Here is a 7,265-nt window from a genome sequence, read left to right as displayed (position 1 = left end):
GGCCTCCCAGGATCGCGCCGCCGAACTGGGCGCGGGCAAGCGCCCGCACACCCAGCTGGAGGACTCGCCACCGTCGCGGCGCAGCCTGCCCCGGCCGGACGCGCCGTCGGTCGGGGGTTCGTCGGCGATCGAGATCGTGGTCGATCGCGCCATGTCCCAGCTGGGCGTCACCTACGCCTGGGGCGGTGGCGACGAGGACGGACCCACGCTCGGCATCCGCGACGGCGGTGTGGCCGACCGCCACGGCGACTACGACAAGGTGGGCTTCGACTGCTCCGGGTTGATGGTCTACGCGTTCGCCGGCATCGGGGTCTCGCTGCCGCACTACAGCGGCTACCAGTACAACGCGGGCACCCGGGTGCCGGTCGGTGACCGCGAACGCGGCGACATGCTGTTCTGGGGGCCGAACGGCAGTCAGCACGTGGCGCTGTATCTGGGCGACGGGAAGATGGTGGAGGCGCCGGAATCCGGCGACGTGGTCAAGATATCCCCGGTCCGGGAGGGCGGCATCATGCCGTTCGCGGTGCGCATAGTGTCCTGATATCGGACATTCCGGGTGCTGTGCGGAGCCGCAGGACCGCCGAATTCCCATTCTGTCGGGTCCGGTTGCGGCACAGGCGGTGATTACCTGGAATAGTTGTGGCAGCACGCACAGGACCAAGGCGAAAGCGGGGATGTTGGTGACTTCGACGGACGGTGTGAGCGGAGTGAACTCGGCGAAGGACACGCCGGTTCCCACGCCCAGCACCCTCGAGCGTGACGTCCAGACCCTGGAGAAGGCGATCTACGAGGTCAAGCGGGTGATCGTGGGCCAGGACCGCCTGGTCGAACGACTGCTCGTCGGCGTGCTCGCGCGCGGTCACGTCCTGCTCGAAGGCGTTCCCGGCATCGCGAAGACCCTCGCCGTGGAGACCTTCGCCAAGGTGGTCGGTGGTTCGTTCGCCCGGGTGCAGTTCACGCCCGACCTGGTGCCCACCGACCTCATCGGTACCCGCATCTACCGGCAGGGCCGCGAGCAGTTCGACACCGAACTCGGCCCGGTCGTCGCGAACTTCGTGCTCGCCGACGAGATCAACCGCGCGCCCGCCAAGGTGCAGTCGGCGCTGCTCGAGGTGATGGCCGAGCGGCACGTGTCGATCGGCGGCAAGACCTACCCGATGCCGGACCCGTTCCTGGTCATGGCCACGCAGAACCCGATCGAGAGCGAGGGCGTGTACCCGCTGCCCGAGGCGCAGCGCGACCGCTTCCTGTTCAAGGTCGTCGTCGACTACCCCTCGGTGGAGGAGGAGCGCGAGATCATCTACCGGATGGGCGTCACCCCACCGGAGGCGAGCCGCATCCTGGCGCCGGAGGACCTGATCCGCCTGCAGAAGGTCGCGGCCAACACCTTCGTGCACCACGCTCTGGTCGACTACGTGGTCCGGGTGATCGCGGCGACCCGCAAACCGGCCGAATTCGGCATGCAGGACGTGGCCAGCTGGATCTCCTACGGCGCCTCCCCGCGCGCCAGCCTCGGCATCATCGCCGCGGCCCGTGCGGTCGCGCTGATCCGCGGCCGCGATTACGTGGTGCCGCAGGACGTCGTCGAGGTGATCCCGGACGTGCTGCGCCATCGCCTGGTGCTGTCCTACGACGCGCTCGCCGACGAGATCAGCCCGGAGGACGTCATCAAGCGCGTCCTGCAGACGGTCGGCCTGCCGCAGGTCGCCCCGCAGGCCGTCGCGCAGGTCGCGCCCGCGGCCCCGGCGCAGGGCGCCCCCCAACAGCAGATTCCGCAGCCGCAGCAGCAGGCCGTTCCCCAGCCGCCTAACGGGCAGCAGTCGCAGCCCGCGGGCACCCTCCCGCCGAAGTGACCTCGGCATCGGATCCGGTTGCGCCAGTGCCGATGTCGCCGTCCCACCCACCGCCGTCCTTCCACGCGGGCGAGCTGACCGACCCGAGGCTCACGGTCGCGCTCAAGACCCTCGAACTCACCGTGCGCCGCAGGCTCGACGGCGTGCTGCACGGCGATCACCTCGGTTTGATCCCCGGACCCGGCTCCGAGCCGGGCGAGGCGCGCGCCTACCAGCCCGGTGACGACGTGCGCCAGATGGATTGGTCGGTCACCGCCCGCACCACCCATCCGCATGTGCGGCAGATGATCGCCGACCGGGAGCTGGAGACCTGGATGGTGGTCGATCTGTCGGCCAGTCTCGACTTCGGCACCGCCGCCTGCCAGAAGCGTGACCTCGCCATCGCCGCCGCGGCCGCGATCACCCATCTGACCAGTGGCGGCGGCAACCGGATCGGCGCGGTCGTCGCCACCGGCGAACGATTGACCCGCATCCCGGCGCGCGGCGGGCGGGTGCACGCCCAGTCATTGCTGCGCAGCATCGCGACCACCCCGCACGCGCGCGACGGTGTGCGCGGCGACCTGCGCGGCGGCATCGAATCGCTGCGCCGCCCGCAGCGCAAACGCGGGCTCGCGGTGATCATCAGCGATTTCCTGGGTGACATCGATTGGCAGCGCTCGCTGCGCGCGATCTCGGCCAGGCACGATCTGCTCGCGGTCGAGGTGCTCGACCCGCGCGATTTGTCGCTGCCCGACATGGGCGACGTCGTGCTGCACGACCCGGAGACCGGGCGCACCCGCGAGTTCAGCGTGACCTCCACGCTGCGCGCCGATTTCGCGGCTGCCGCGCAGCGCCACCGTGAGCAGGTCGAACAGGCCCTGCGCAGCTGTGGCGCCCCGGTGCTCACCCTGCGAACCGACCGGGACTGGATCGCCGATGTGGTCCGGTTCGTGTCCACCCGGCGCCACAGCTTCGGCGCCCCGACCGGGCGGGTGCCACGTCAGTGAGTATTTCGCATTTCACCGCACAGATCTGGCTCGGATTTCTCGCCGTCATCGCGCTGATCGCGCTCGGCTACGTCCTGGTGCAGCGCAACCGGCGCAAGCACATGTTGAAGTTCACCAACATGGAGCTGCTGGAGAAGGTCGCTCCCTCGCGGCCGAGCCCGTTCCGTCACGTGGCCGTCGCGCTCCTGCTGGTCGGCCTGGTGTTCCTCACCGTGGCCGCCGCGGGACCGACCGCGGTCAAGAAGGTGCCGCGCAACCGCGCCACCGTCATGCTCGTGATGGACGTGTCGCTGTCGATGGAGGCGACCGACGTCGCCCCGAGCCGCATTCAGGTCGCCAAGCAGGCGGGCAAGGAGTTCGTCGACGGGTTGCCCGAGGGCGTGAACATCGGCTTCGTCACCTTCGCGGGCACCGCCTCGGTGATGGTCTCGCCGACGACCAACCACGAATCGGTCAAGGCCGCGATCGACAATGTGCGCCTCGCCGAGCGCACCGCCACGGGCGAAGGAATCCACACCGCGCTGCAGGCGATCCAGACCCTCGCCACGGTGCTCGGCGGCGGTCAGCAGCCGCCGCCCGCCCGGATCGTGCTCATGTCGGACGGCAAACAAACCGTTCCGAATTTCACGGACTTCGACAACCCCCGGCACGAGTACGTCGCGGCCCGGCTCGCCAAGAGCAAGAACATTCCGATCTCCACCATTTCCTTCGGCACCGCCTGGGGCGTTGTCGAGATTCCGCGCGAGGACGGTTCGCGCGATCGCGTGGAAGTCAAGGTGGATGACGACGCGATGCGGGAGATCGCGCGTTTGAGTGGTGGAGAGTTCTACACGGCGGCTTCCTTGGATGAGTTGACGAAGGTGTACAACACGCTCGAGGAGCAGATCGGATTCGAGCTGACCCGGGGCGACGCGAGCCGGCCCTGGCTGTTGCTCGGCCTCTTGCTCATCGCGACGGGAATCATCACAGGTCTGCTGTATCGGCAACGGCTTCCGTAATCGGAGCGGCGGAAAGACGTTGTCCGCCAGGAGAAGTTTCGGTACGCTCACGCTCGTATCAGTCTGGGGAGGGAGTTTCGATGCGTACTGTAATCGCGTCTGCCGCAGCTATTTTCACTGCGATGTTTCTTGTGGGTGCACCCGAAGCGGCCGCAGCGCCGTCGTGTCCGAAGGGGAGCGTCTGTATGTGGACGGGGACGAACTACACCGGCAGGATGCTCGAGTGGATTCCGGTGGTCGACTCGACCTCGTGTGTGGTGACCTACCCGAAGGGCGGCGCCGCACGTTCGGTGGTGAATCGCAGCGGTCAGTCGCTGACCTTCTGGGAAAGTTCGAACTGCAGCGGTCGTCACACGAACGGGGCCACGTCGTTTTCCGATCTCGGATTCGACGCCTACTCGGTGCACTGGTGCAGGCAGTGCTGATTCGGTAGTCGGCCGAGTTCACGATCGGGTCGTATGCGTGTGTTCCGCACGCATACGACCCGATTTTCGTGTGCGGAACTCGCGGTGAAGCGCGCCGGCATCGCAGGATCGGATCGGGGCCCGACCAGCGCCGGGCGCGGATGTGCCGCCCGTCGGCGTTTCGAACGGGTGACATCGCACGAGCACCGATGCCGGAGCATGTGTCATCACCTCGAGCATCGATGCCCGATCATCCGTGATCACCTCGACCAGGTAGGTTTAGCCCATGTCGAACACAACGTCACGTTCGGTCCTGGTGACCGGCGGTAACCGCGGCATCGGACTCGCGGTCGCGCAGCGTCTGCTTGCCGACGGTCACAAGGTGGCCGTCACGCATCGTGGGTCGGGGGTGCCCGACGGCCTGTTCGGTGTGAAATGCGATGTGACCGACAGCGAGTCGGTGGACCGCGCCTTCGCCGAGGTGGAGGCGCACCAGGGGCCGGTCGAGGTGCTCGTGGCCAACGCGGGTATCACCGACGACACGCTGCTCATGCGGATGAATGAGGAGCAGTTCACCCGCGTGCTCGACGCCAATCTGACCGGCGCCTTCCGGTGCGCCAAGCGGGCGAACCGTGCGATGCTGCGGGCGCGCTGGGGCCGGATGATCTTCCTCGGCTCGGTCGTCGGTATGAGTGGCCAAGCAGGACAGATCAACTACGCCTCGTCGAAGGCGGGTGTGATCGGCCTGGCCCGCTCTATCACCCGCGAACTCGGCTCGCGGTCGATCACCGCGAATGTCGTCGCCCCGGGCTTCATCGAGACCGACATGACCGCTGACCTTCCCGAGGACATGCGCGACATGGCCAAGAAGTTCATCCCCTTGCAGCGGCTCGGCCAGCCCGAAGACATCGCGGCTGTCGTCAGCTTCCTGGCTTCCGAGGACTCCGCCTATGTCTCCGGCGCGGTCATCCCCGTCGACGGCGGCATGGGTATGGGTCACTGACCACACCGAACGCGTAGCGCGGCCGCTCACGGCCGCCCGCAGCCAACCCCACATACGAATTTCAGGAGAACCGAGAACTCATGGGCGGACTGCTCGAAGGCAAGACCATCCTGGTCACGGGCATCATCACCGATTCGTCGATCGCGTTCCACGCGGCGGCCGTCGCGCAGGAGCAGGGCGCGAAGGTGGTGATCACCGGCATCCCGGAGCGGCTGCGGCTGATCGATCGGATCGCCAAGCGCCTGCCCCAGGAGGTCCCGCCGGCCATCGGGCTCGACGTCACCAGCGAAGAGGATCTCGCGGGCCTGGCCGACAAGCTGCGGGAACTGGCTCCGCAGGGCATCGACGGAGTGCTGCACTCGATCGCGTTCGCACCCCGCACCTTGATGGGGCCGGAGGCGCGCCCGTTCCTGGAGGGTCCCGGTCCGGACGCCGCCAAGGCGTTCGAGATCTCGGCGTGGAGCTACGCCTCGCTGTCGCGCGCGGTGCTGCCGGTGATGAACGAGGGCGGCTCGATCGTCGGCATGGACTTCGACCCGCGCACGGCGATGCCCTTCTACAACTGGATGGGCGTGGCGAAGGCGGCGCTGGAGTCGGTGAACCGGTACGTCGCGCGGGAGGTGGGCGCCGCCAAGAAGATCCGCTCGAACCTCATCGCCGCCGGTCCGATCAAGACGCTGGCCGCCAAGGCGATCGCGGGCACCGCGACCGACGACGCGGCCAAGCTCAACCAGCTCAACACCTACTGGGACGGCGCGTCGCCGATCGGCTGGGACGTCGACGACCCCACGGTGGTGGCGAAGTCGATCGTGGCGCTGCTGTCGGACTGGCTGCCGGGTACCACCGGCTCGATCATCTACGTCGACGGCGGAGCCAGCCACAACACCTGGTTCCCCGAGGACATGTCCAGCAACTGAACCGGATTCGAGGGGAGACACCGTGGTTCGGACCGCCGACGCGCTGCTGCTGCTGTCCTTCGGCGGTCCGGAGCGTCCCGAAGACGTGATGCCGTTCCTGGAGAACGTCACCCGGGGCAGGGGAGTGCCGCGCGAGCGCCTCGAGGCGGTCGCCGAGCACTACCTGCACTTCGGCGGTGTCTCGCCGATCAACGCGCTCAATCGCGACATCATCGCGGCGGTCGAGGCCGAACTGTCCGCCGCGGGCCTGGAGTTGCCGGTGTACTTCGGTAACCGGAACTGGCACCCCATGGTGGAGGACACCGTGGCGCGGATGGCCGCCGACGGCGTCGGCTCCGCGCTGGTCTTCCCGACTTCGGCCTGGGGCGGCTACTCCGGTTGCCTGCAGTACCACGAGGACATCGTCCGGGCGCGTGCGGCATTCGGTGCGGGCGCGCCGGAACTGCTGAAGCTGCGCCAGTACTTCGATCACCCGCTGTTGATCGAGGCGTTCGCCGACGCCATCCGCGCGGCGCGCGATCGGCTCGCGGCCGGACAGCGCGCCGCGGCGCGACTGGTGTTCACCGCGCACTCCATCCCGGTATCGGCCGATGCCGCCGCCGGGCCGCCGGCCGACGGTGGGCGGCTCTACAGTCGCCAGGTCGCCGACGCCGCCCGGTTGTGCGCCGCGGCAACGGGTTTCACCGACTACGACGTCGTCTGGCAGTCTCGTTCCGGTCCGCCGCAGGTGCCGTGGCTGGACCCGGATATCGTCGACCACCTGGACGATCTCGCGGCCGAGGGAGTCGAGGCCGTGATCGTCTGCCCGGTGGGCTTCGTCTCCGACCATCTCGAAGTCATCTGGGACCTGGACAACGAGGCCGCGCAGAAAGCCGCCGAGCTCGGTATGGGCTTCGTCAGGGCCGCGACGCCGGGAGCCGACCCGCGCTTCGCGAAGCTGGTCGTCGAACTGGTCTCCGAGCAGTTGCGCGGCATCGAACCCCGGCGGCTCGGGACGGTCCCGGGCTACGGCTGCACGCGTGACGGTGAACCGTGCGCGGTCGGCTGCTGTGTGGTTGCGCGCCGTCCCACGACTGGGAATTGAGGCGTCGCAGGCGCGATAGC

At 68.3% G+C, this 7,265-nt stretch carries 8 protein-coding genes; all 8 read left to right on the top strand.

Annotated elements, in window-relative coordinates; all coding sequences use genetic code 11:
* A partial coding sequence (locus NA8_RS20115) for an NlpC/P60 family protein (RefSeq protein ID WP_169810530.1) occupies positions 1–541 on the top strand: 541 nt, incomplete at its 5' end.
* 133 nt (positions 542–674) lie between these two features.
* Positions 675–1,853, top strand: a complete 1,179-nt coding sequence (gene moxR1, locus NA8_RS20110; protein ID WP_063051907.1) for a chaperone MoxR1 — start codon at positions 675–677, stop codon at positions 1,851–1,853.
* 32 nt (positions 1,854–1,885) lie between these two features.
* Complete coding sequence (locus NA8_RS20105) at positions 1,886–2,839, top strand: DUF58 domain-containing protein (RefSeq protein ID WP_063051906.1); 954 nt, start codon at positions 1,886–1,888, stop codon at positions 2,837–2,839.
* Positions 2,836–3,837: a VWA domain-containing protein gene (locus NA8_RS20100; protein ID WP_063051905.1), complete on the top strand. Its 1,002-nt coding sequence runs from the start codon at positions 2,836–2,838 to the stop codon at positions 3,835–3,837. Before NA8_RS20105 ends, NA8_RS20100 begins: the two co-directional genes overlap by 4 nt.
* 80 nt (positions 3,838–3,917) lie before the next feature.
* Positions 3,918–4,262, top strand: coding sequence for a peptidase inhibitor family I36 protein (locus NA8_RS20095; RefSeq protein WP_084466938.1), 345 nt, complete (start codon positions 3,918–3,920; stop codon positions 4,260–4,262).
* 265 nt (positions 4,263–4,527) lie between these two features.
* Positions 4,528–5,244 (top strand): 3-oxoacyl-ACP reductase FabG1, encoded by a 717-nt coding sequence (gene fabG1, locus NA8_RS20090; protein ID WP_063051903.1) that lies wholly within the window; start codon positions 4,528–4,530, stop codon positions 5,242–5,244.
* An 80-nt stretch (positions 5,245–5,324) separates the two neighbouring features.
* Positions 5,325–6,161: an NADH-dependent enoyl-ACP reductase InhA gene (gene inhA / locus NA8_RS20085; protein ID WP_063051902.1), complete on the top strand. Its 837-nt coding sequence runs from the start codon at positions 5,325–5,327 to the stop codon at positions 6,159–6,161.
* Between the two features lie 22 nt (positions 6,162–6,183).
* Positions 6,184–7,245, top strand: coding sequence for a ferrochelatase (locus tag NA8_RS20080; protein WP_063051901.1), 1,062 nt, complete (start codon positions 6,184–6,186; stop codon positions 7,243–7,245).
* The last annotated feature ends 20 nt before the right edge of the window (positions 7,246–7,265 follow it).

Source organism: Nocardia arthritidis NBRC 100137, from assembly GCF_001612765.1.
Lineage (GTDB): Bacteria > Actinomycetota > Actinomycetes > Mycobacteriales > Mycobacteriaceae > Nocardia > Nocardia arthritidis.
This window is presented reverse-complemented; position numbering and strand designations above follow the sequence as displayed.

What these genes read in the sequence shown, in the direction of transcription:
- moxR1 (WP_063051907.1), top strand. Translation starts at nt 675, where the DNA reads ATGTTGGTGACTTCGACGGACGGTGTGAGCGGAGTGAACTCGGCGAAG.
- NA8_RS20105 (WP_063051906.1), top strand. Translation starts at nt 1,886, where the DNA reads ATGTCGCCGTCCCACCCACCGCCGTCCTTCCACGCGGGCGAGCTGACC.
- NA8_RS20095 (WP_084466938.1), top strand. Translation starts at nt 3,918, where the DNA reads ATGCGTACTGTAATCGCGTCTGCCGCAGCTATTTTCACTGCGATGTTT.
- fabG1 (WP_063051903.1), top strand. Translation starts at nt 4,528, where the DNA reads ATGTCGAACACAACGTCACGTTCGGTCCTGGTGACCGGCGGTAACCGC.
- inhA (WP_063051902.1), top strand. Translation starts at nt 5,325, where the DNA reads ATGGGCGGACTGCTCGAAGGCAAGACCATCCTGGTCACGGGCATCATC.